This is a genomic window from Allobosea sp. UC22_33, from assembly GCF_042700715.1.
Classification (GTDB): Bacteria; Pseudomonadota; Alphaproteobacteria; order Rhizobiales; family Beijerinckiaceae; genus Allobosea.
Genome location: NZ_CP170556.1, coordinates 1,928,703 through 1,946,880 on the forward strand (window position 1 = coordinate 1,928,703; position 18,178 = coordinate 1,946,880).

Below are 18,178 nucleotides of genomic sequence, written 5' to 3' on the forward strand. Positions count from 1 at the left end.
CGGCGCCGCTCCCGCGGCTTGTCCGGGATGACGCCGTGTTTCCGAGTTGAACGGATGTGATCGGGAAGAGAGACATGATCGGACGCCTGAACCACGTCGCCATTGCGGTGAAGGACCTCGATGCCTCGACGGCGCTCTATCGCGACACGCTGGGCGCCCGCGTCTCGCAGCCGCAGGCCGAGCCGGAGCACGGCGTCACCGTCGTCTTCGTCGAATTGCCCAACACCAAGATCGAATTGCTCGAGCCGCTCGGCGCCGATTCGCCGATCGCCAAGTTTCTCGAACGCAACGCCGATGGCGGCATCCACCACATCTGCTACGAGGTCGACGATATCCTCGCGGCGCGTGACCGGCTGAAGGCACAAGGCGCCCGCGTCCTCGGTTCCGGCGAGCCGCGCATCGGCGCCCATGGCAAGCCGGTGCTCTTCCTGCACCCCAAGGATTTCCTGGGCACGCTGGTCGAACTCGAACAGGCCTGATGACCATGACTGACTTCGCTTCGACCGAGATCGCCTTCCTCGGCCAGCCGGAAGCTGGCTCGCCGCGCCCGTTCAGCGCTGCGACGGTCGCCGGTGGGCTCATCTTCGTCTCCGGCCATTCGGCGCCGCATGACCCGGCGCGCGGTATCCATCGCGGTGAGACGCCCGCCGAGGAGGTGCGCAATGCGCTCGGCCGTGTCGCCGAGATTCTGGCGGAAGCCGGAAGCGCCCTCGACCGCGTCGTCCAGATGACGATGCTGATCACCGACCCGGCCGACTATGCCGCCTGCAACGCCGAATATGTGAAGCATTTCCCCGGTGGCCTGCCGGCGCGGCACACCGCGCGCTTCGGCGTGCCGACTGAGGCGAAGGTTGCCTTCTCCTGCATCGCGCTCGCGGGATCGGCGGCATGAACATCGTCGGCGGCCTCGCCCTTTATTTCGTGATCTGGTGGATCACCCTCTTCGCGGTGCTCCCCTTCGGCATCCGCAGCCAGGAGGAGGCGGGTGAGGTCGTGGCCGGCACGGAGCCAGGAGCGCCGGTGCTGCCGGGCCTCCTGAAGAAGGCCGTCATCACCTCGCTGATCGCGGCGGTGATCTTCGCCGGCGTCTGGTATGTCTGGGTGACCTACGACATCTGAAACGGCTTTGCGCGGAGCGCGTTGGGCGGTTCGGCGCGACGTTGCAGAATTATCTCACATCGCGCGGTTCTCTTCGTTTCGGGCCGCGTACGGCTCCCGCTGAAACGGATCGCCTGCTATCGCTGGTGTCGAAGAGCGTTGGCACGTCGAGGTAGGCTTTGCCTAAGTAAGTCCGGTCTCAATCCAGTTCACCCGAACAGCCGTTGGCGGCCTGCCATCGGCGTATGAATACGTTCGTCGGGTGGTGGCGAGAGACCGGTTTGGCATTGCCACCGTGCCAGGACAGCTCCCGCTGCCTCTGCTCTTCGACCACCTGAAGCACCGCCACACCGCGCCCGACAAGGGTTTCTCCCGCGCCATCTTGGTGAACTTCCGAATGGAAGACCAAGACTGCTATGTGCGCGAAATTGCGGGTCCGCTGGACCATCACGCCGCAAATCCCTCCCCAACCCTGGCTATCCTGCAACGGCTGCGGCGGGCCGAGAGCCTTCCGCGCCAGCGGCAAGGCCAGGCTCAATGCCAATGGTCGCCAGCTCGACGCCTGGCTGATCTACCGATGCGTCGACTGCGACAAGACCTGGAACCGCCCGATCTTCGAACGGCGCAACATCCGTGACATCGAGCCACGCATTCTCGCGGCGCTTCAGTCCAACGACCCGCTCTGGCTTCAGGCCGAAGCGTTCGATCTCGATGCCTTGCGGCGCAAGGCGCAGCGCATCGAGGAGTTCCCTGAATGCGGCATCGCCAAGGATGTCCTGTGCGAAGCCCGCGACTGGACGCATCTGGAGATCGAACTGACGGTTCCGTTTCCGGCGAGCCTGCGGCTGGATCGCCTGCTGGCATCCGAACTCGGGCTGTCACGAACGCGGCTGCAGATGGCCCATGACCAAGGTGCGCTTCGCATCGCTTCGGGTCACACGGACAGTCTGCGACGGCGCATCAGGGACGGCACCATTGTCGTGCTCTACCTGTCGGCGGAGATCGGAAGGGAGCAGCTCTGGCGGCCACGGGCTGCCGACATTGCGTGAAGAGGGCGGCCATTGTCTCGATGGCCGCGGCTTCGCACCGTCATTGTCATTCCGGGGCGCGCCACAGGCGCGAACCCGGAATCCCCGAACGGGTGCCACGCGGCGACGGGGTGGGGGCTCGCCCGGTCGTGGGTTCCGGGTTCTTCGTTCCGCGAAGCCCCGGAACGACAAGGGCGCCAAGTCAGGCGCCCGCTCAGTGTACCGCCCAAGAAAAAGGCAAGGCCGATGCCTTGCCTTTGATAGTCCGCTTTTACCGCTGCACCGGCACACGTCTTCGGAAAGCGTGCGACTCGTTTTGCAAGGCGGGCGTTTGTTCCTCCCAAGACCTGGTCCGCAGCGCTTCGACCCGCAAAGCGCTCCCAGCGACGGAAGGATTAGCCGATTATGACGGCGCTGTCATCAGTTTAGGCAGCTCCAGCCTGGAATTTTTGCAAGATTAGTCTTTCTTGCACTTGTGCAGTGCAGCAAGGGCAGGCGGCAGATCGCCGAGATGCCTTGTTCCGGCCAAAGGATAGGGCTATCGACCGGCATCCGCCGGGCTCGCCGGTGGCCATGGAGATCTTCATGCTGCGCAGCTCGCTCGCCGCCCTTGCCGTCGTCGCCTCGCTCGGTTTCGCCCAGGCACAGGCGCCTAAGCCCGATCCCGAGAACACCGTCATCCTCGAGACCAAGGACGGCCCTGTGACGATCCGCCTGCGGCCGGACCTTGCGCCGAAGCATGTCCAGCAGATCAAGACGCTGGTGAAGCGCGGCTTCTATGACGGCATCGTCTTCCACCGCGTCATCGACGGCTTCATGGCCCAGACCGGCGATCCGACCGGCACCGGCACCGGCAAGTCCGACCTGCCGAACCTGCCCGCCGAATTCACGCCCACGCCCTACAAGGTCGGCTCGCTCGGCATGGCTCGCTCGCAGTCGCCGGATTCGGCGAACTCGCAGTTCTTCATCTGCTACGAGGGCTGCGGCTCGCTGACCGGCCAGTACACGCTCTTCGGCGAGGTCGTCTCCGGCATGGACGCCGTGCGCAAGATCAAGAAGGGCTCCAGCGCCAATAATGGCCAGGTGAGCGGCCCCGACAAGATCGTCCGCATGCGCATGCAGGCCGACGCCAAGTAAGCCGGCTCAAGGCAGGCAGGGCGAGCCGGGGAGGGTACGGCGATGGTTCGGACGGCCTTGATCGGGATCGCCCTGGCGCTCGACTTGAGCGGAGCGCTCGCGCAGGAGACGCGCGATCTCGGCCTGCCGCCGCCCTCCGGCTCGCAGAATCCGGTTCTGCCTCCGCCTTCGGGCTCGCAGAACCCGATCCTGCCGCCGCAGAGCGGCCAGCGCTACAATCCCGGTATCGGCGGCCCCTTCAGCGGCAATGACGTTCCCGGCCTTGATCAGCGCCGGCTCGGTACGCCGCGCGTCCTGCAGGGCGGCGGCGAGATCGGCCTGATCGGATCGGTCACGCCTGACGAACCAAAGGACGGCACGGAAACCGTCGACCGGCTCGACCAGATCGCTCCGGCCCTCCAGCGTTGCTGGAGCCCGCCGCCCTTGCCGGGCGACCTGACGGGCGCGATGGTCTCGCTCCGCTTCAGCCTCCGGCGCGACGGCAGCCTGTTCGGCCAGCCGCGCGTCACCTGGGAGACCAAGCGCGGCGATGCCGAGTTTCAGCGGCGCTTCAGCGATTCCGCCGTCGCCGCGATCCGCTCCTGCACGCCGATGAGGTTGTCGGCGGGCCTCGGAGCGAGTATCGCGGGGCGACCCTTCACCATACGCTTCCACGGCCGTGCGCGGCTCAATGAAAGGCAAAGCTGATGTCCCTCGATCCCGAGAACACCCTCGTCATGGAAACCACCAAGGGCAAGGTGGTCATCAAGCTGCGTCCCGATCTTGCGCCCGGCCATGTAGAGCGCATCAAGCTGCTCGCCCGCGAGGGCTTCTATGACGGCATCGTCTTCCACCGCGTCATCGACGGCTTCATGGCCCAGGTCGGCTGCCCGCACGGCACCGGCACCGGCGGCTCGAGCTATCCGGACCTGAAGCAGGAGTTCAACGCCGAGCCGCATGTCCGCGGCATCTGCTCGATGGCCCGCGCCCAGAACCCGAACTCGGCCAACAGCCAGTTCTTCATCGTGTTCGACGATGCCCGCTTCCTCGACAAGCAGTACACCGTCTGGGGCGAAGTCGTCGAAGGCATGGACAATGTCGACAAGATCAAGCGCGGCGAGCCGGTGCGCGATCCCGACTCGATCGTCTCGATGAAGGTGATGGCCGACGCGGCCTGATCTTCGATAGTTTGAGGCGAGCCCTCATCCCGGGACGCGAGCGGCGCTCGCAGCCAACGGGGTGAGGGCTCGTTTCGTTTGACCAGAAGGACGTCGCGGTCGTGAACGTCGATCTCTTCGATTTCGACCTGCCCGAGGATCGTATCGCGCTCAGGCCCGCAAGCCCGCGCGATGCGGCGCGATTGCTCGTGGTGCGCCCCGATGCGACCGAGCCCCTGGAGGATTGCGGCATCCGCGATCTTGTCTCGCTTCTCCAGCCCGGCGATGCGCTCGTCCTCAACGACACCCGCGTCATCCCGTCCCGCCTGCGCGGGCGACGCTACCGCGGCGCGGATTCGGCTCGCGTCGAGATCATGCTGCACAAGCGCGAGAGCGAGGATCGCTGGCTCGCCTTTGCCCGGCCGGCCAAGAAATTGGCGCTTGGCGAGCGCGTGGTGTTCGATTCGGAAGCCTCCAGCAATGCCTGCGAGCTTGGCCGCCTGCATGCCGAGGTCCTCGCCAAGGGCGAGGGCGGCGAGGTCGAGTTGCAGTTCAGCCTGACGGGTGCCTATCTCGACGAGGCGATCGCCCGGCTCGGCGAGTTGCCGCTACCGCCCTATATCGCGGGCAAGCGCCCGACCGACAGCGCCGACACGGCCGACTACCAGACCAATTTTGCTCAGCATGACGGCGCCGTCGCCGCGCCGACCGCGGGGCTGCATTTCACGCCGGAACTCCTGGCGGCGCTGGAGGCGCGCGGCATCCGCCGGCATTTCGTCACGCTCCATGTCGGCGCCGGCACCTTCCTGCCGGTGAAGGCTGACGACACCGACGACCATCGCATGCATGCCGAATGGGGGACGGTCTCGCCCGAGACGGCCGCTGCCCTCAACGCCGTCAAGGCGAAGGGCGGGCGCATCGTCTGCGTCGGCACGACGTCGCTCCGCCTGATCGAGAGCGCGGCCGCCGACGACGGAACGATCCGGCCCTTCTCCGGCGACACCGCGATCTTCATCACGCCGGGCTACCGCTTCCGCGCGGTCGACATGCTGATGACGAATTTCCATCTGCCGCGCTCGACGCTGTTCATGCTGGTCTCCGCCTTCAGCGGACTCGACATGATGAAACGGGCCTATGCCCATGCGATCGCAGCGAATTACCGCTTCTACTCCTACGGCGACGGCAGCCTGCTGTTCAGGGCGGGCTGACCCTAAAGCGAGCCACCCTGTCATTCCGGGGCGATCCGTCAGGATCGAACCCGGAACCCACGACTGGGTGCGGAGCTTGGTTTGTCGGATCGGGCAAGGCTCGCCCAGTCGTGGATTCCGGGTTCTTCGCTGCGCGAAGCCCCGGAATGACAAGCTGGTTCCCGCTTTCCCCAGCCCCTTACTTCGCCGGCAGCGGCGGCACGCCCTTCTGCCATTCCGGCCAGTCCGCGACGATGTGGTCGACCACCTTGGAGCCCACGGCCTCGATATTGGCGACGGTCTCGGCGAAGCCGCCCGCCGTCTGGCCGGGCGCCGGGTCGAGATGCTGCAGCGTCGTCTCGTTCGGGTTGCCCTGGTCGAAATTGACCGCGCCACGCAGGCTCATGATCCGGTCCGTGCCGAACTGGCGCTTGATCACCAGCGTGATCGCGGCAGCCTCCATCTCGGTGATCACATAATCGTCGGCGCCGTAGAGCTTGGCCATGTACTGCGCCTCCTTGGACAGGCCTGGCCCGTGGAAGAAGGTATCGCCGGTCATATGCGTGCCGACCTGCACGGAAGGCGCGGCCTGCGCCTTCTTGTCGGGATAGCGCATCCGGTACTGCTTGGCGGAATCGGAATCTTGGAGATTGACGCCAGAACCGAGCTTCACCGCCCAGTTCACCAGCACCGGGTTGAGCTGGAAGACGCGATAGGCCTCATAGCCTTTGCGCGGCATGAACACCGGCTCGCCGGGCTTGCCTTCTTCCGGCGCCCAGCGATGGCCGAGATCGTAGTCGACCAGCCAGGTGCCCCAGGAGACGTCGCCGATCGTGCCGCGCGAGGGCGGCGTGCCGGCGACGCCGCTGAGCACGAAATAGGCCTGCGAGAAGTCGTAGGCGGGGTCGAGCAGGATCGCCTGCATCGAGGACGAGGAATTGACCTTGCCCATGCCGAGCACGGCGCCGCAGACGCCGTCATCGTTGCAGTAGACCGGCTTGAGTGCGCCCTTGACCCCATGCGGCTGGCTCGCCTTCCAGTAGCGCTCGTACCAGTGCTGGAACTCGCCGGCCCGGTCGCCGGTATTCTGGCCGATCTCGAACATCGCGGCGATGAAGACCTTGACCTTGATCGGCTTGGTCTGCGCCACGGCCGGCGTCGCAAGCGCGCCATAGGCGAGGGCGCCGAGGGTTAGGGCGGCGAGGCCTGCCCGTCTGGTGATGGTCTGGTTCATGCAAACTCTCCACGGCCGAAAGCTGAAAGGGCCGTCCGGGGCGGGCGCAGCAAGGGCCGGGCCAAATTTGCCATGGCGGGAGCGCGCTCGTCTATCGGGTGCGACGCTCGATGCGCTGAACCGGCTCGCATTCCCCCGCTGAAAATGCTACCGGGCTCCCAACAGGGATTTTGACAGTCAAATGGCCGATATTTTTCGCGAGATCGATGAGGAAGTCCGCCGCGACAAGGCAGCGGAGCTCTGGAAGAAATATGGCTGGGTGATTTCCAGTCTCGCCGTGCTGGCGGTGCTCGCCGTTGCCGGCTGGCAGTTCTGGCTGCATCGCGAGAATCAGGCCTCGCAGGCCGTCGGCGCACGCCTCGAAGCGGCGCTGAAATCCTCGCGCGACGGCGACGCCACTCAGGCCGAGACCATCCTGAAGGAGCTTTCGGCCACGGCGCCGGCCGGCTATCGCCTGATCGCCCGCTTCCGACTCGCCGCCGAGACGGCCAAGCGCGATGCGGCTGCCGGTGCCGCCGCCTTCGATGCGCTCGCCGCCGATGCCTCGCTCGACCAGACCTCCCGCGACCTCGCCAAGCTGCGCGCCGGCATCCTGCGCGTCGATCTCGCGGGTTATCCCGAGGTCAAGACGGCGTTGGAGCCGCTGGCATCCGCTCAGGGCGTCTGGCGCCACACGGCTCGCGAATTCCTCGGCATCGCCGCGCTCAAGGCCAACCTCTTCGAGGATGCCGGGCGCTGGTTCGATGCCGCGATCACCGATCCGCAGGCGCCGCAGGCCCTGCGCCAGCGTGTCGAGCTCTATCTCGCTTTGGTCCGTGGCGGTCCCGTCACGGTGAAGAACTGAACCGGAGCCTTGCTCCAAAGGCGCCGTCGCCCCGACCCCGCCTTCCGGCGGCCGGGACGACGGCGAAAATGTGTGAAATCTGATGACAGCCATCGTCGCCCTGATCGGGCGCCCCAATGTCGGCAAGTCGACGCTGTTCAACCGGCTGGTCGGCAAGAAGCTCGCCCTGGTCGATGACCGGCCGGGCGTGACTCGTGACCGCCGCGAGGGCGACGCCACCCTCGGCCATCTCCGCTTCAAGGTGATCGACACCGCCGGCCTGGAGGAGGCCGACAAGGAGTCGCTCGCCGGCCGCATGCGCGCGCAGACCGAGACCGCGATCGCGCAGGCCGATGTCGTGCTCTTCATGATCGACGCTCGCCTCGGCATCACGCCGATGGACCAGCCCTTCGCCGATCTGGTGCGCCGCTCCGGCAAGCCGGTGATCCTGCTGGCCAACAAGGCCGAGGGCAAGAAGGGCACCGAGGGCATCATCGAGTCCTATGGGCTCGGGCTCGGCGACCCCGTGCCGTTTTCGGCCGAGCATGGCGAGGGTACGTCCGACCTGCTCGAAGCGCTGATGCCCTATATCCCCGACGAATCCGAGGATGAGGAAGACGAGTCGGCCTGGGCCGACGTCCCAGCCGCCGATTCGGATGACGAGGAGGATCTCGATCCCGATCGTCCGCTGCGCGTCACCATCATCGGCCGCCCGAATGCCGGCAAGTCGACGCTGGTCAACCGCATGATCGGCGAGGAGCGGATGCTGACCGGCCCCGAGGCCGGCATCACCCGCGACACCATCTCGGTCGACTGGGAATGGCGCGGCCGCAAGGTCAAGCTGTTCGACACCGCGGGCATGCGCAAGCGCGCCCGCATCGAGGAGAAGCTGGAGAAGCTCTCGGTCGCCGATTCGCTGCGCGCGATCCGCTTCGCCGAGGTCGTGGTCGTGCTGCTCGATGCGACGATCCCGTTCGAGAAGCAGGACCTGACGCTGGTCGACCTGACCGAGCGCGAGGGCCGCTCCGTCGTGATCGGCCTCAACAAATGGGACCTCGTCGCCGACAAGCAGGGCCTGCTGGCCGAGCTCAAGGAGAAGGCCAACCATCTTCTGGCGCAGGTGCGCGGCGTGCCGATCATCCCGCTCTCGGGGCTGGCCGGCGAAGGCATCGACAAGCTGATGCAGGGCGTGTTCTCGGCTTATGGCGTCTGGAACCGCCGCATCTCGACCGCGCGGATCAACCGCTGGCTCGAAGGCGTGCTCTCCGCCCATCCGCCCCCGGCCGTCGCCGGCCGGCGCATCAAGATCCGCTACATGACGCAGGCCAAGGCCCGCCCGCCGACCTTCGCGCTGTTCGGCAACCAGCTCGACCATCTGCCGGTGTCCTACACCCGCTACCTGGTCAACAATCTGCGGGAAGCCTTCGAATTGCCGGGCACGCCGATCCGGCTGCACCGGCGCGGCGGCGAAAATCCCTATGACAAGGAGCGCAAGGGCTGATGAAGGTCGCGGTCGTCGGCGCCGGTATCGCCGGGCTTTCCACCGCCTGGTCGCTGAGCAAGCGCGGGCATGAGGTGACGCTCTACGAGCAGGCGCCGCATATCCCCAACCCCTATGCGGCTTCGGGCGACCAGCACCGCATCATCCGCCGCGCCTATGGCGGCGCCGACGGCTATGCCCGCACCATCACCGAGGCTTTCGAGGTCTGGAGCGAGCTCTGGGCCGATCTCGGCAAGCAGCATTACGCGCCTTGCGGCGTGCTCGGCATATCCCAGACCGAGGGCGACGAGGGCGAGGAATACCGCGAAGGCCTCGACCGTATGGCTTCGCCCTATGAGCTCTACGACGCGACTGAGACGGCCCGGCGCTATCCCTTCATCGACGCTGCCACGATCCGTTACGCCTATCTCAGCCCCGAGGGCGGCGCGCTCTTTCCGGCCCGCATCGCCGCCGACATGGTGCGCCTGCTGCGCGAGCGCGGCGTTACCTTGCGTGAAGGCGCGATGGTCACCTCGATCGATCCCGAAAGCGGGCGAGTCGGCCTCGCGGATGGCGAGACGGCAAACTTCGACCGGATCGTGGTCAGCTCCGGCGCCTGGGTGCTGAAGCTCCTGCCGGAGCTTGCGGACGTGCTCACGACCTATCGCACCGCCGTCGCCTATCTCGACCCGCCGGCGGACCTGAAGGCTGCCTGGGAAGCCGCCCCGGTCATCGTCGATGTCGGCGGCACGGTCGATGGCTATGTCCTGCCGCCCGTTGACGGCACCGGCCTCAAGGTCGGCGCCGGCGTGCACAAGCGTCCGCGCCAGCCCGACGAGGAGCGCGAGCCGCGGGCGGGCGAGGGTGAGCAGATTCGCGATTATTTCGCGCCGCCCTTCGCGCGGATCGCCGAATATCGCGTCGAGCGCGTCGTGACCTGCGCCTATACCTTCACGGCGGATCGCAAGTTCCTGTCGCGGCAGATCGGCCGCGTGACGGCGGTCTCGGCCTGCTCTGGCCATGGCTACAAGTTCGGTGCGGCGGTTGGAAGGCGCGTTGCCGCTGCGGTCGAGAGTGGCGATCAGGCCGGCCTGCTGCGCTGGCTGCGCGCCGAATAGGATTGCGGGCGCGCGCATGCTGGAGACCGTCAGCGCGCTCTTCGTCGATGCCGATCGGAAGGTGCTTCTCGGGCTGCGTGCCGTCTGGAAGCAGGCCTGGCCAGGCCATTGGGACGCGATCGGCGGCCGGGTCGAGCCCGGCGAGGCGCTGGAGCAGGCCCTGCTGCGGGAATGCCGCGAAGAGGTGGGCCTCACGCCGACACGCTATGAGCTGGTACTCTCGGAAGCCGAGCGCTTTCCCGAGCGCAACGGCGCCGCGCTCCACCACATCTATGTCGTCAGCGCCTGGGAGGGCGGAGCCGCAGCCAATCTCGTCGACGAGCACGACGAGATCCGCTGGTTCGACCTGGATGAGATGGCGGCCCTGCCGAACCTCACCATCCCCGATCTGATCACGCTGGTGCAGGCCTCGCTGACGCGCGGCTGAGCAGCCTCAGACCGGCGGCTGCGGAACCAGCACCTTGCCCTGCGGGAAGTCGAAGATCTTGCCGCTCTCGGTCCAGTCGGGCGAGGCGAGCCTGACCAGATGCGGCGCCAGCTCCTCCGGCGTCTTCAGCGTTTCCGGGTCCTCGCCCGGCATCGCCTCGGCCCGCATCTTGGTGCGCAGCGGCCCCGGATTGACCAGCATGAGCTTGACCGGCGTCGTCGCCGTCTCGGCGGCGTAGGTGCGCCCCAGGGCCTCCACGGCGGCCTTCGAGACCGAGTAAGGGCCCCAATAGGCCGTGCATTTATGCGCGGCGCCCGAGGTCATCAGCAGGACGCGGCCGGCGTCCGATGCACGCAGCGCCGGATCGAGCGCCTTGAGCAGGCGCCAGTTGGCGGTGACGTTGATGTCGAGAACCTTGGCCCAGTCCTTCTCGGTGACGTGGTCGAGCGGGCTCAGCGAGCCGAGCACGCCGGCATTGGCGAGCAGGATGTCGAGCTTGCCCCAGCGCTCCGTCACGGCATGGCCGAGCTTCTCCAGGCCGCCGGCATCGGCGAGGTCGAGCGGAACGAGGGTCGTGCTGCCGCCGATCGCGACGATCTCGTCGTCGAGTTCCTCGAGCGCCCCGGCCGTGCGGGCGAGCGCGATGACATGCGCGCCCGCTTCGGCGAAGGCCAGCGCCGCGGCACGGCCGATGCCGCGCGAGGCGCCGGTGACGAGCGCGACGCGCCCCTTGAGCGATTGGGTCATGATAAAAGTGCCCCGATTTCCTTAAGCGCCGTCATCCCGGACAAGCCGCGAGAGCGGCGCCGATCCGGGATCCATGCCGGAGCGCTTCCAATGAATGTTCAGGCATGGATCCCGGGTCTGCGCTTCGCTTCGCCCGAGATGACAGCCCATTCCTGCAAAAGAATCAGCCGGCTTCGGCCAGCAGCGAGATTTGCTGCTTGGCGCTCTCGCCGACCATGTCAGTCAGCGAGGTCGGGTAGTCGCCGGTGAAGCAATGGTCGGTGAATTGCGGCCGGGCGGGGTCGCGGCGCTCATGGCCCATGGCGCGGTAGAGGCCGTCCACCGAGATGAAGGCCAGCGAATCCGCGCCGACGAACTGGCGCATCTCCTCCAGCGAATGGGTCGCGGCGAGCAGCTTCTCCCGGTCCGGCGTGTCGATGCCGTAATAGTCGGGATGCGTGATCGGCGGCGAGGAGATGCGGAAATGCACCTCCTTGGCGCCGGCCTCGCGCATCATCTTCACGATCTTGAACGAGGTCGTGCCGCGCACGATCGAATCGTCGACCAGGATGATGCGCTTGCCCTCGACCACCGAGCGGTTGGCCGAGTGCTTCAGCTTGACGCCGAGCTCGCGGACCTTCTGCGTCGGCTCGATGAAGGTGCGGCCGACATAGTGGTTGCGGATGATGCCGAGCTCGAAGGGGATGCCGCTGGCCTGGGCGTAGCCCAGCGCCGCCGGCACGCCGGAATCCGGCACGGGCACGACGACATCGGCCTCCGTCGGCGCTTCCTGAGCCAGCACCGCGCCCATCGCCTTGCGGCGCTCATAGATGCTGCGGCCCTTCACGATCGAATCGGGGCGGGCGAAATAGATGTACTCGAAGATGCAGGGCCGCTCGGCCACCGGCGGGAAGGGCTTGTGGCTCTCGATCCCGTTCTCGGAGATGATCACGACCTCGCCGTTCTCGATCTCGCGGACGAACTTGGCGCCGATGATGTCGAGCGCGCAGGTTTCCGAGGTCAGGATGGGCGCACCATCGAGCTCGCCGAGCACGAGCGGGCGGATGCCGAGCGGATCGCGCGCGCCGATCAGCTTCTTGTTGGTGATGCCGACGAAGGCATAGGCGCCCTCGATCTGGCGGATCGCCTCGATGAAGCGGTCGACGAATTGCTGCTTGCGGCTGCGCGCGACGAGATGCAGCAGCACCTCGGTGTCGGAGGTCGACTGATAGATCGCGCCGTCGCGGACGAGGTTGCGGCGCAGCGTCAGCCCGTTGGTCAGGTTGCCGTTATGCGCCACGGCGAAGCCGCCGCCATGCAGTTCGGCGAAGAGCGGCTGGACGTTGCGCAGGATGGTCTCGCCCGTCGTCGAGTAGCGGACATGGCCGATCGACTGCTTGCCCTTGAGCTTGTCGATGACGCTCGCTTCCGAGAAGGCGTCACCGACGAGGCCGAGCCGGCGCTCCGAGTGGAAGCGCTTGCCGTCGAAGGAGACGATGCCCGCCGCCTCCTGGCCGCGATGCTGCAGCGCATGCAGGCCGAGCGCGGTCAGCGCCGCGGCGTCGGCATGGCCATAGATGCCGAAGACGCCGCATTCTTCCCGGAGCCGGTCGGCATTGGGGTCGAAGGCGGCATCACGCTCGGTTTGCGAGATCATGTCTGGCTCCAGGCGACGGGGCTTGAGCTAACGTTCTACGCGCTAATTAGGGACGAGCTGGGGCAGGTGCAACCGGTGCCGGCGTCGCGGGGCTGCGCGGCTCCTCGGCCGGGGCTTCCGGTGCGGTCTCGGAGGCCGGCTTCTTCAGCAGGTTCTTGATGAAATCGGCGTTGACGTCCTGCGGCAGCATCGAGATCAGCGAGCGGCCGGTTTCTTCCAGCATCGGCTTGGCCTTGGCGTCCTTGGCCCAGACCGGCAGCTTTTCATTGCCGACCAGCGCGGTGAAGAACAGGTAGCCGATCACCGCCAGCAAAAGGCCGCGCGCCGCGCCGAAGACGAAGCCGAGCGTGCGGTCGAGCGCGCCGATGCGCGAATCCAGCACGAAATCGGAAATCCGGGCCGTGATCAGCGAGACGACGATCAGCGTGCCCAGGAACAGCGCCGCGATGGCGGCTACCAGCGCGATCGTGTCCTGCGCCGAGCTTGCCGGGATGTATTGCTTGATGAAGGGCACGAGCTGGGGATGGAACACCCAGGCGACCGCAGCCGCGGCGACCCAGGAGGCGATCGCGAGCACTTCACGCGTGAAGCCGCGCACGGCCGCGAGCAAAGCCGAGATCAGAACCACGCCGATGACGACGAGATCGAGAATGGTGACAGGCATTGGGAGGGCCGCTTTGCTGTGGTCAGGTGCCGACCGGCCGGAGGCAGGGCGGCCGTTTCGGCTTTGCTATACGCGCTCCCGGGCTTTCCGTCACCCTTTAGGCGAAGTCATTTCACATCTCTGCGAGGTGCGCGCGCGGCGATATCGGCAACGAGTTCCGTGACATGGCCGAAACGCCGCAGGGTGAGCCCGTTGCCGTCGCCGTGATCGGCGCCGCCGCTCGGCATCAGCGCGGCTTCGAAGCCGAGCTTGGCTGCTTCCCTGAGGCGGGCGGCCGCGACCGCGACCGGCCGAATCGCGCCGGAAAGCGCGATTTCGCCGAAATAGACCGCTTCCTGCGGCAAGGTCGCGCCGCTGAGCGAGGAGACCAGCGCGGCGGCGACCGCGACATCGGCTGCCGGTTCGTTGACGCGCAGGCCCCCGGCGACGTTGAGATAGACATCGTGCTGGCCGAGCCTGAGGCCGCCATGCGTTTCCAGCACGGCCAGCACCATGGCGAGCCGGCTGTTCTCCCAGCCGACGACGGCGCGCCGCGGCGTGCCGAGCGCGGTCGGCGCGACCAGCGCCTGGATCTCGACGAGGACCGGCCGCGTGCCTTCCATGCCGGCGAAGACGGCCGCGCCCGGCGCCGGCTGGTCGCGGCCCGCGAGGAAGAGCGCGGAGGGGTTGGTGACCTCCGACAGGCCCTTGCCGGTCATCTCGAACACGCCGATCTCGTCGGTCGCGCCAAAGCGGTTCTTCTGGCCGCGCAGGATGCGGAAGGAATGCGCGCCTTCGCCCTCGAAGGACAGCACGGCATCGACCATGTGCTCGACCACGCGCGGGCCGGCGATCTGTCCGTCCTTGGTGACGTGGCCGACGAGGATCATGCAGGCGCCTGATGTCTTGGCGTAGCGGATCAGGGCCTGGGCCGAGCCGCGCACCTGCGTCACCGTGCCCGGCGCGCTCTCGACTTCGCCCGACCACATCGTCTGGATCGAATCGATCACCACCAGGGCAGGGCGCTCGCCTTGCCCGAGCGTCGCGACGATATCCTCGACATTGGTCTCGGCCGCGAGATCGACCGGCGCCTCGGCGAGCCCCATCCGCTCGGCCCGGAGCCGGACCTGCCCGGTCGATTCCTCGCCCGAGACATAGACGACGCGCCGCCCGGCCATCGCCAGCGCAGCGCAGGCCTGCATCAAGAGCGTCGACTTGCCGATGCCGGGATCGCCGCCGATCAGCAGCACCGAGCCCGGCACGAAGCCGCCGCCGGTGACGCGATCGAGTTCGCCGATGCCGGACGCGATGCGCGGCGCATCCTGCGTCTCGCCCTTCAGCGTCTCCAGCGCGAAGACCCGCCCGCGCGCCCGCCCGCCGGAAGAGGGCCTGCCGCCGCCGGGAACGGGCGCGGCCTGCGCCTCCTCGACCAGCGAGGACCATGTCCCGCAGGCGTCGCACTTGCCCTGCCAGCGGTGATAGACCGCGCCGCAGGCCTGGCAGTGATAGGTCGGACCGCGCTTGGCCATCAGTGCAGCTCCGCCGTCATTCCGGGGCGCGCCGCAGGCGCGAGCCCGGAACCCGAGAATCGATGCGGCTTCAGAACGGGCGGCAATGGCGGCGCCGGGACGAATTCCCGCGTCGGTTCTGGGTTCCGGGCTCATCGCTGCGCGATGCCCCGGAATGACGGAGGCGGCTGTCACGCGCTCACAGCCCCACATACCGCCGGTGATAGCGGCGGCCGAGGCTGGTCAGGATCTCGTAGCCGATCGTCTTGGCGCCGCCGCCGACGGTTTCCAGGTCGAGCGGCCCGCCGATCAGCGTCACGCTCGCCCCGCGTTTCGCCGCGTCAGCCGGAGCGTCGGTGACGTCGATGATGATCAGGTCCATCGAAACCGAGCCGACGAAGGGGCAGTAGACCCCCTCGATCAGCACCGAGCCGCCGGTCGATGTATCGGTCCAGCTGCCGTTGCGCGGATAGCCGTCGGCATAGCCGAGGCAGATCGTCGCGAGCTTGCGCTTGCCCTTGGCGGTCCAGCGCCCGTTATAGCCGACCTGCGTGCCGTCCTCGACCTCGCGGGTCTGGATGATCGTCGCTTCGAGCCCGACGACCGGCTTCATCGGATTCGGCTGTCCGGGCGTCGGATTGCCGCCATAGAGCGCATAGCCCGGCCGGGTCAGCTGGTAGGACGGGCAGTCCTTGAGGAAATGGCCCGACGAATTCTTGAGCGAGGCCGGCAGCTCCGGCAGCGCCGCCGCGATCTCGGCGAAGGCGGCGATCTGGCGGGCATTGGCCGGGTCGGTCTCGACCTCGGAGGAGGCAAAATGGGTCATCAACAGCCCGATCCCCGCCGCCGCGATCACGCCCGAGCGCTCGCGGGCAAGGTTGAGGCCCTCGCCCGGCCAGAGCCCGAGCCGGTTCATCGCCGTGTCGACATGCAGAGCCGCCGGCCGGACCTGCGCGCCGGTCTGCCGGAACGAGGCCCATTCCAGCAGTTCCTCATGCGAGCCCAGCACCGGCGACAGGCCATGCGCGGCAAAGGTCTCGGCCGTGCCGGGCAGGAGCCCGTTCAGCACGTAGATCGTGGCGTCCGGTGCGACCTTGCGGGCGCGGACGGCTTCGGAAACATGCGCGACGAAGAAGCTCTTGCAGCCGGCCCTGGCCAGCGCCGTGACGGCGGGCTCGATGCCGATGCCATAGGCGTCGGCCTTGACCACCGCCCCGGCCTCGGTGCCGGCGCGCTTGCCCAGCAGACGCCAGTTCGAGACCAGCGCGTCGAGATCGATGGTGAGGGTCGCGCCGAAGGCGGCGGAATCAGGCAGATCGGCAGGCATCATTCACGGTCCGGCAGGCGCATCTCATCGGCGCGGTCCGAGAAGCGTGTCACATCCGCGTCGAACTGCAAGGCCACCGCGCCGGTCGGGCCATGGCGCTGCTTGCCGATGATCAGTTCGGCGACGCCGTGCATGGCCTCCATCTCGATCTGCCACTTGTTGTGCTCTTCGGTGCCCGGCCGCGGTTCCTTGCCCTTGAGGTAGTATTCCTCGCGGTAGACGAACATCACCACGTCGGCGTCCTGCTCGATCGAGCCGGATTCGCGCAGGTCCGAGAGCTGGGGGCGCTTGTCGTCGCGATTCTCGACCTGACGCGAGAGCTGGGATAGCGCGATGATCGGGACGTTGAGCTCCTTGGCCAGCGCCTTCAGGCTGGTCGTGATCTCGGTCAGCTCCTGCACGCGGTTCTGGCTGTTCTTCGACGAGCCGGAGAGGAGCTGCAGGTAGTCGATGAACAGGACGTCGAGCCCCTTCTGGCGCTTCAGGCGCCGGGCGCGCGCCATCAACTGCGCGATCGAGATGCCGCCGGTCTGGTCGATATAGAGCGGCAGCTTCTCGATCTGGGCGGCGACATCGGTCAGCCGGGCGAAATCGGCCTCGGTGATGCGGCCCTGCCTGATCTTGTAGGAGGAGATGCTGGACTGCTCGGCGACGATACGGGTCGCGAGCTGGTCGGCCGACATTTCGAGCGAGAAGAAGCCGACGATGCCGCCATCGACCGACTTGATCGAGCCGTCCTCCTGCCGCTCGCCGCGCCAGGCCTTGGCGATGTTGAAGGCGATGTTGGTGGCCAGCGAGGTCTTGCCCATGGCGGGGCGCCCGGCGAGCACGAGCAGGTCGGAGCGCTGCAGGCCGCCCATGCGCTGGTCGACATCGCGCAGGCCGGTCGAGATGCCGGAGAGGCCGCCGGCGCGCTGATAGGCGCTTGCCGCCATGTCGATGGCGAGGCGCAGCGCCCCGTCGAATTTCTGGAAGCCGCCCTCGTAGCGGCCCTTTTCGGCGAGCTCGTAGAGCTTGCGCTCGGCATCCTCGATCTGCTCGCGCGGCGCCATCTCGACCGGCGCGTCATAGGCGACGTTGACGAGGTCTTCGCCGACACCGATGAGCTGGCGGCGGATCGCGAGGTCGTAGACCGTCCGGCCGTAATCGGCCGCGTTGATGACGGTCGTCGCCTCGGCCGCGAGGCGGGCGAGATACTGGCTCGGCGTGATGTCGCCGAGATCGAGGTCGTTGACGAAGGTCTTGAGCGTGATCGGCGTCGCGATCTTGCCGGCGCGGATCATGCTCGACGCCAGCTCGTAGATGCGCTGGTGGATCGGCTCGAAGAAATGGTCCGGCAGCAGGAAGTCGGAGACGCGGTAGAAGGCGTCGTTATTGACCAGGATCGCGCCCAGCAATGCCTGTTCCGCCTCGATATTGTGAGGCTGGACGCGGAATTCGGCCTCGCGATTATCGAGGCGGGCGACGAGGGCGGTGACGGGGGCCATGGCTGCCTTGGTAAGTAAGCGCTTACTTACGTGTTCAAGCCGGCATTCGACCGCGGGCAGCGGAACGCATGGCGGCAACTGAGTCGGAATGAAGCTAGTTTAGCACTCCGACAGCTTCTGCCAGCATGTTGACGGTCAATCCACGCAGTTCACAGGCGCAGA

At 67.2% G+C, this 18,178-nt stretch carries 19 protein-coding genes; 12 read left to right on the top strand and 7 right to left on the bottom strand.

The genetic code is table 11. The features are described 5' to 3' along the window. Positions 1 to 74: 74 nt before the first annotated feature. From mce to queA, 8 genes are all read left to right on the top strand, one after another. Positions 75 to 479 (top strand): methylmalonyl-CoA epimerase, encoded by a 405-nt coding sequence (gene mce / locus ACFJGT_RS09150; protein ID WP_377848100.1) that lies wholly within the window; start codon positions 75 to 77, stop codon positions 477 to 479. Then, positions 479 to 892 (top strand): RidA family protein, encoded by a 414-nt coding sequence (locus tag ACFJGT_RS09155; RefSeq protein WP_377848103.1) that lies wholly within the window; start codon positions 479 to 481, stop codon positions 890 to 892. The genes mce and ACFJGT_RS09155 overlap by 1 nt, the downstream gene beginning before the upstream one ends. Then, the gene (locus tag ACFJGT_RS09160) at positions 889 to 1,119 is read left to right on the top strand and encodes a DUF1467 family protein (RefSeq protein ID WP_377848106.1); all 231 of its coding nucleotides are present in this window, start codon (positions 889 to 891) and stop codon (positions 1,117 to 1,119) included. The genes ACFJGT_RS09155 and ACFJGT_RS09160 overlap by 4 nt, the downstream gene beginning before the upstream one ends. 395 nt (positions 1,120 to 1,514) lie before the next feature. Beyond that, the gene (locus ACFJGT_RS09165) at positions 1,515 to 2,147 is read left to right on the top strand and encodes a DUF1062 domain-containing protein (RefSeq protein WP_377848109.1); all 633 of its coding nucleotides are present in this window, start codon (positions 1,515 to 1,517) and stop codon (positions 2,145 to 2,147) included. Between the two features lie 564 nt (positions 2,148 to 2,711). Continuing rightward, the gene (locus tag ACFJGT_RS09170) at positions 2,712 to 3,263 is read left to right on the top strand and encodes a peptidylprolyl isomerase (protein ID WP_377848111.1); all 552 of its coding nucleotides are present in this window, start codon (positions 2,712 to 2,714) and stop codon (positions 3,261 to 3,263) included. Between the two features lie 42 nt (positions 3,264 to 3,305). Further along, positions 3,306 to 3,950 (top strand): hypothetical protein, encoded by a 645-nt coding sequence (locus tag ACFJGT_RS09175; protein WP_377848113.1) that lies wholly within the window; start codon positions 3,306 to 3,308, stop codon positions 3,948 to 3,950. Further along, complete coding sequence (locus ACFJGT_RS09180) at positions 3,950 to 4,420, top strand: peptidylprolyl isomerase (protein ID WP_291658294.1); 471 nt, start codon at positions 3,950 to 3,952, stop codon at positions 4,418 to 4,420. The genes ACFJGT_RS09175 and ACFJGT_RS09180 overlap by 1 nt, the downstream gene beginning before the upstream one ends. Positions 4,421 to 4,521: 101 nt before the next feature. Next, a complete protein-coding gene (gene queA / locus ACFJGT_RS09185; protein WP_377848117.1) occupies positions 4,522 to 5,607 on the top strand; it encodes a tRNA preQ1(34) S-adenosylmethionine ribosyltransferase-isomerase QueA in 1,086 nt (361 codons plus the stop codon). 178 nt (positions 5,608 to 5,785) lie between these two features. On the opposite strand, the gene ACFJGT_RS09190 is transcribed toward queA, so the two are convergent. Continuing rightward, positions 5,786 to 6,820 (bottom strand): purine-nucleoside phosphorylase, encoded by a 1,035-nt coding sequence (locus tag ACFJGT_RS09190; protein ID WP_377848120.1) that lies wholly within the window; start codon positions 6,818 to 6,820, stop codon positions 5,786 to 5,788. A gap of 181 nt (positions 6,821 to 7,001) precedes the next feature. Between ACFJGT_RS09190 and ACFJGT_RS09195 the strand changes: the two genes are divergently transcribed. The 4 genes from ACFJGT_RS09195 to ACFJGT_RS09210 all read left to right on the top strand — a co-directional run bounded on the left by ACFJGT_RS09195 (position 7,002) and on the right by ACFJGT_RS09210 (position 10,668). Further along, positions 7,002 to 7,664 (top strand): tetratricopeptide repeat protein, encoded by a 663-nt coding sequence (locus ACFJGT_RS09195; RefSeq protein ID WP_377848123.1) that lies wholly within the window; start codon positions 7,002 to 7,004, stop codon positions 7,662 to 7,664. An 82-nt stretch (positions 7,665 to 7,746) separates the two neighbouring features. Then, a complete protein-coding gene (gene der / locus ACFJGT_RS09200) occupies positions 7,747 to 9,144 on the top strand; it encodes a ribosome biogenesis GTPase Der (RefSeq protein WP_377848126.1) in 1,398 nt (465 codons plus the stop codon). Then, positions 9,144 to 10,241 (top strand): NAD(P)/FAD-dependent oxidoreductase, encoded by a 1,098-nt coding sequence (locus ACFJGT_RS09205; protein WP_377848129.1) that lies wholly within the window; start codon positions 9,144 to 9,146, stop codon positions 10,239 to 10,241. Before der ends, ACFJGT_RS09205 begins: the two co-directional genes overlap by 1 nt. A 16-nt stretch (positions 10,242 to 10,257) precedes the next feature. Next, on the top strand, positions 10,258 to 10,668 hold the full coding sequence (locus ACFJGT_RS09210) for an NUDIX hydrolase (RefSeq protein WP_377848132.1): 411 nt from the start codon (positions 10,258 to 10,260) through the stop codon (positions 10,666 to 10,668). A 6-nt stretch (positions 10,669 to 10,674) separates the two neighbouring features. Here the strand turns inward: ACFJGT_RS09210 and ACFJGT_RS09215 are convergent, their stop codons facing one another. The 6 genes from ACFJGT_RS09215 to ACFJGT_RS09240 all read right to left on the bottom strand — a co-directional run bounded on the left by ACFJGT_RS09215 (position 10,675) and on the right by ACFJGT_RS09240 (position 18,016). Continuing rightward, entirely contained in the window at positions 10,675 to 11,415 is a 741-nt protein-coding gene (locus ACFJGT_RS09215; protein WP_377848135.1) for an SDR family NAD(P)-dependent oxidoreductase, read from the bottom strand. A gap of 163 nt (positions 11,416 to 11,578) precedes the next feature. Further along, entirely contained in the window at positions 11,579 to 13,051 is a 1,473-nt protein-coding gene (gene purF, locus ACFJGT_RS09220) for an amidophosphoribosyltransferase (RefSeq protein WP_199091604.1), read from the bottom strand. Between the two features lie 46 nt (positions 13,052 to 13,097). Beyond that, a complete protein-coding gene (locus tag ACFJGT_RS09225) occupies positions 13,098 to 13,715 on the bottom strand; it encodes a CvpA family protein (RefSeq protein ID WP_377848139.1) in 618 nt (205 codons plus the stop codon). 107 nt (positions 13,716 to 13,822) lie between these two features. After that, on the bottom strand, positions 13,823 to 15,223 hold the full coding sequence (gene radA, locus ACFJGT_RS09230; protein ID WP_199091607.1) for a DNA repair protein RadA: 1,401 nt from the start codon (positions 15,221 to 15,223) through the stop codon (positions 13,823 to 13,825). Between the two features lie 178 nt (positions 15,224 to 15,401). Beyond that, on the bottom strand, positions 15,402 to 16,532 hold the full coding sequence (alr, locus tag ACFJGT_RS09235; RefSeq protein ID WP_377848143.1) for an alanine racemase: 1,131 nt from the start codon (positions 16,530 to 16,532) through the stop codon (positions 15,402 to 15,404). Beyond that, positions 16,529 to 18,016: a replicative DNA helicase gene (locus tag ACFJGT_RS09240; RefSeq protein ID WP_377848146.1), complete on the bottom strand. Its 1,488-nt coding sequence runs from the start codon at positions 18,014 to 18,016 to the stop codon at positions 16,529 to 16,531. The genes alr and ACFJGT_RS09240 overlap by 4 nt, the downstream gene beginning before the upstream one ends. Positions 18,017 to 18,178 lie beyond the last annotated feature (162 nt).

Coding starts and splice junctions, on each gene's coding strand:
- ACFJGT_RS09175 (WP_377848113.1), top strand. CDS start 3,306: ATGGTTCGGACGGCCTTGATCGGGATCGCCCTGGCGCTCGACTTGAGC.
- alr (WP_377848143.1), bottom strand. CDS start 16,532: ATGATGCCTGCCGATCTGCCTGATTCCGCCGCCTTCGGCGCGACCCTC.
- ACFJGT_RS09195 (WP_377848123.1), top strand. CDS start 7,002: ATGGCCGATATTTTTCGCGAGATCGATGAGGAAGTCCGCCGCGACAAG.
- ACFJGT_RS09160 (WP_377848106.1), top strand. CDS start 889: ATGAACATCGTCGGCGGCCTCGCCCTTTATTTCGTGATCTGGTGGATC.
- ACFJGT_RS09205 (WP_377848129.1), top strand. CDS start 9,144: ATGAAGGTCGCGGTCGTCGGCGCCGGTATCGCCGGGCTTTCCACCGCC.
- ACFJGT_RS09210 (WP_377848132.1), top strand. CDS start 10,258: ATGCTGGAGACCGTCAGCGCGCTCTTCGTCGATGCCGATCGGAAGGTG.
- ACFJGT_RS09190 (WP_377848120.1), bottom strand. CDS start 6,820: ATGAACCAGACCATCACCAGACGGGCAGGCCTCGCCGCCCTAACCCTC.
- ACFJGT_RS09155 (WP_377848103.1), top strand. CDS start 479: ATGACCATGACTGACTTCGCTTCGACCGAGATCGCCTTCCTCGGCCAG.
- radA (WP_199091607.1), bottom strand. CDS start 15,223: ATGGCCAAGCGCGGTCCGACCTATCACTGCCAGGCCTGCGGCGCGGTC.
- purF (WP_199091604.1), bottom strand. CDS start 13,051: ATGATCTCGCAAACCGAGCGTGATGCCGCCTTCGACCCCAATGCCGAC.
- ACFJGT_RS09225 (WP_377848139.1), bottom strand. CDS start 13,715: ATGCCTGTCACCATTCTCGATCTCGTCGTCATCGGCGTGGTTCTGATC.
- ACFJGT_RS09180 (WP_291658294.1), top strand. CDS start 3,950: ATGTCCCTCGATCCCGAGAACACCCTCGTCATGGAAACCACCAAGGGC.
- der (WP_377848126.1), top strand. CDS start 7,747: ATGACAGCCATCGTCGCCCTGATCGGGCGCCCCAATGTCGGCAAGTCG.
- ACFJGT_RS09240 (WP_377848146.1), bottom strand. CDS start 18,016: ATGGCCCCCGTCACCGCCCTCGTCGCCCGCCTCGATAATCGCGAGGCC.
- mce (WP_377848100.1), top strand. CDS start 75: ATGATCGGACGCCTGAACCACGTCGCCATTGCGGTGAAGGACCTCGAT.
- ACFJGT_RS09215 (WP_377848135.1), bottom strand. CDS start 11,415: ATGACCCAATCGCTCAAGGGGCGCGTCGCGCTCGTCACCGGCGCCTCG.
- ACFJGT_RS09165 (WP_377848109.1), top strand. CDS start 1,515: ATGTGCGCGAAATTGCGGGTCCGCTGGACCATCACGCCGCAAATCCCT.
- ACFJGT_RS09170 (WP_377848111.1), top strand. CDS start 2,712: ATGCTGCGCAGCTCGCTCGCCGCCCTTGCCGTCGTCGCCTCGCTCGGT.